Source organism: Planococcus sp. A6 (assembly GCF_028823615.1).
Classification (GTDB): Bacteria; Bacillota; Bacilli; order Bacillales_A; family Planococcaceae; genus Planococcus.
Map to the genome: position 1 here is coordinate 1 of NZ_JAPEHT010000207.1, position 3,571 is coordinate 3,571.

The 3,571-nt window shown below is 48.6% G+C and carries 4 protein-coding genes; 3 read left to right on the forward strand and 1 reads right to left on the reverse strand.

Annotated features, from left to right (window positions below; all coding sequences use genetic code 11):
- The coding region (locus ON064_RS17640) for a dicarboxylate/amino acid:cation symporter (protein ID WP_274625797.1) at positions 1-885 on the reverse strand (885 nt) is incomplete at its 3' end.
- Between the two features lie 170 nt (positions 886-1,055).
- Here ON064_RS17640 and ON064_RS17645 point away from each other — a divergent pair.
- The 3 genes from ON064_RS17645 (at position 1,056) to ON064_RS17655 (ending at position 3,428) form a co-directional block, all read left to right on the forward strand.
- On the forward strand, positions 1,056-1,940 hold the full coding sequence (locus tag ON064_RS17645; RefSeq protein ID WP_274625798.1) for a TIGR01777 family oxidoreductase: 885 nt from the start codon (positions 1,056-1,058) through the stop codon (positions 1,938-1,940).
- Between the two features lie 105 nt (positions 1,941-2,045).
- Entirely contained in the window at positions 2,046-2,786 is a 741-nt protein-coding gene (locus ON064_RS17650; protein ID WP_274625799.1) for a nucleotidyltransferase domain-containing protein, read from the forward strand.
- Between the two features lie 165 nt (positions 2,787-2,951).
- Positions 2,952-3,428 carry a DinB family protein gene (locus tag ON064_RS17655; RefSeq protein ID WP_274625800.1) on the forward strand — a complete coding sequence of 159 codons (477 nt, stop codon included), beginning with the start codon at positions 2,952-2,954 and terminating at the stop codon, positions 3,426-3,428.
- Positions 3,429-3,571: the final 143 nt, after the last annotated feature.

Here is a 3,571-nt window from a genome sequence, read left to right on the forward strand (position 1 = left end):
ACTGATCGACTTCGGTACTTTCAAGTCACGTTGCGCGACTTCCATGGAGACAGGAAGCGTTCCGGTGCTGCTGGATGTACTGAAAGCGACCGTCATGGCCGGCATAAAGGTTTTGAAAAACCAGATTGGGCTTTTCTTCGCCATGAAGTAGACGGTGCCGCCGTAGGTAAAAGCTGCGTGGATCAATAAGGCGCCGATGACGACGAGCATGTAAGAGCCCATCGCCTGGATAGCGGCGAGGCCTTGCGAACCGATCGCTGTCGCAATCAATCCGAAGGTACCATATGGCGCAAAACGCATGACGATGCCGACTAGGTACATCATGATTTCATTGCCTTGTTCGACCAGGCTCAAGATGCCTTTTGTCTTATCACCGAGCGCAGTCAAAGCAAGTCCGACGAATACCGCGAAGACAATAATCTGGAGCATATTGCCTTCGGTCATCGCTTCAAGCGGGTTTTTCGGGATGATGTTGAGCAGCGTGTCAGCAATTGACGGCGCATCATCCGGGCTGTAAGTCGCCGCATCGATATCGAAATCGCCGGCTGTGCCCGGCTGGACAAGTGCGGATAAGCCGAGTCCGATGGTGATGGCGATGGTCGTCGTTACCAAGAAATACGAAATCGTCTTGATGCCGATGCGTCCAAGCTTCGACGGATCGCCAAGTCCTGCAGTACCGAGGACGATGGATAAGAACACAAGCGGTACGACAAGCATGCTGATGAGGGCGAGGAAAATCTGGCCGACCGGCACGAAGACGTAAGGATTGAGTATTGCGAAAACTTCCGGCGCAAAAAGATTTAAAAGCAGTCCTGTGATCGCACCTAAGATCAAGGCACTGATGACTTTAAATGTTAAGCCTTTCTTTTTCTTCAATTCATCCACCAACTTTCTTCATTTAAGGAAACGCATAAAAATAAGTGTAACCGAAGCTGAACAAAAGCAACAGTTTCAACAGACCTCTCTGCTTGGGAAGCGATTTCCTAAAAAACTGCAACTATTACCATGGGTCCGTCGTCTAACATGATAGAATTACGGCGAAAAGAGGTAAAAATATGGTCAAGAAAGCAGTCATCGCAGGCGGTACAGGGTTTATCGGAACGTATTTGAAAGAAAAATACGAACGGCTCGGCTATCGCGTTTACATCATTTCACGGCACTCGGAGCATATTCAATGGGACGACACAGACAGCATGAGAGATGCGCTTGACGGGGCGAAGTTGGTGATCAACCTTGCGGGGAAATCAGTCAATTGCCGTTACACGGAAACGAATAAACGCGAAATTTTCAATTCACGCACCGAGACGACCGAAGCGATCGGCCGGGCAATCGAAGCGTGCAGCACTGCCCCAGAACTATGGGTCAATGCCAGCACCGCAACGATTTACCGTCATGCCGAAGACCGCCCGATGACTGAAGACGGCGGAGAGATCGGGCGCGGATTTTCCGTAGAAGTTGCAAAAGCTTGGGAAGATAGCTTCTTTTCATTCCGACTGCCCGGCACGCGCCAAGTGGCATTGCGCATCGCCATTGTGCTCGGTGACGGCGGTGTCATGGAACCTTACCGCAAGCTCGTGAAATATGGACTGGGCGGAAAACAAGGCAACGGCCGACAGATGTTCAGCTGGATCCATATTGAAGATCTGTATCGGACCGTTCGTTTCATGCAGCACCGCGATGAACTCTCGGGCGTCTTCAACGCATCCGCGCCGAATCCCGTGACGAATAGAGAATGGATGAAAGTGCTGCGGCAATCGATGAACCGCCGGACCGGTCTGCCAGCATCGAAATGGATGCTTGAAACCGGTGCCGCCGCACTTCGGACCGAGACGGAATTGATTTTGAAAAGCCGCTGGGTCGTGCCGGAACGTCTCGTTCGGGAAGGCTTCCGATTCCGCTATCCGGGTGTCGGAAGTGCATTGGCTGACTTGAATAATTAATAGACTTGCAGGCATTCAAGAGAATGTCTGTATTTTTATGCGCATTCGTGCACCAGGTAGGGTATGCTTAAGAAAGATCAATAAAAGAGAGTGTGGGGGAAAGTAATGAGACAGCGTTGGGAACCAATTCACACAGCGAAAGTATTTGTCGAAACGAATTTCCGCCACTGCCGCGGAGCGCTGCTGGCAGGGAGTGTGGTGCGCGGTCAGGAGACAGCGACGTCAGATTTGGACATCGTCGTGTTCGATGAAACCTTGATGAGTTCATACCGTGAATCGATGATTTTTTATGGCTGGCCGATTGAAGTATTTGTCTATAACTTAAGTTCCTACAAGGAATTTTTTGAAAAAGACCGAAAAGCCGCGAAACCTAGCATGCCGCGCATGGTCAGCGAAGGCATCATCTTGAAAGATTCAGGGATCATGGAAAGCATCCAGCAAGAAGCGAAAGCATTGCTCGAAGCAGGGCCGGAAGCGTGGAGCTCGGATACAATTCGCACGAAACGCTATTTCATCACCGATGTGCTGGACGACCTGAGGGGCAGTGACGACCGCAAAGAACGGCTGTTTTGCGTCAACACGCTTTCGGATTTGGTGAGTGAATTCATTTTGCGCACGGAGCAAAAATGGATCGGCTCATCCAAGTGGGTCATCCGTTCACTTGAAGCGCATGATCATGAACTGGCGGTCCGGTTTGTCGAGGCATTCGAGCATTTTTACCGCACCGACGAAACGGCGCACATTATCGAATTCGTCGAAAGCGTGCTGGAGCCTTACGGTGGTCGCTTATTTGACGGGTTTTCGATCGGGAAAGCGGAAGCTGAGAGGAAGACGGAGAAGCTTTGACGCGGCAGTTTAAAAGAATTTAGATTTTGGCTCTGATAAAGTTGAGAGTTGATATTGCCTAAAAAAGAGGTCCTCCAATATATAAAAGCACTCATTTGTGTCCATACCATATGATGAAATTGAAATAAAATCTGGATTTCATACACATCTAAGGGAGGAGCAATCATGGATCAGTCATTCATTCAAACGAGAGAAAAGTTGATCAGTTTGTTAAGAGATTTAAATGATTACGAGTTAAACACTGCTACGGTACTTGGAGGTTGGACGGTTGCACAGGTGGTCGAGCATCTGGCAGTGGCTGAGGTGAATTTTATCGGACTGGTGGAGAACGCCGTGCAGCAAAAACAAATAGGTCATGCTGAGGAGAAAGATTTCTCCATCGTGCGGGACCGTTCAGTGAAAATGAAGGCACAGCAGGAGCCCTCCACTGTCCACAGGAATGCAGAAGACTGCATCAAAATGCTGCAAAACTCAAGAAACGCAACCGAAGCTTTTTTAAATGAGAACAAATACATCGAAAGATATATCGTGTTCCATCCTCGATTTGGAGATATTCCTGCCAACAGTATTTTCACTCTCATAGCCGAGCATGAACGACGCCACATTGAGCAGATTGAAGAGATTTTGGAGGCTATCAAGTAAGTCATACGTCCAGCGCTAAAGGTCAACCCAAAGCCGGGCGGCGAATACTATTAAGAAGAAAAACTGAACATCAAAACTATTCCAATCTAAAACTCTCACGATCTACTTTATTCAATATAGTAGAAACACTAGTGCATAACAAA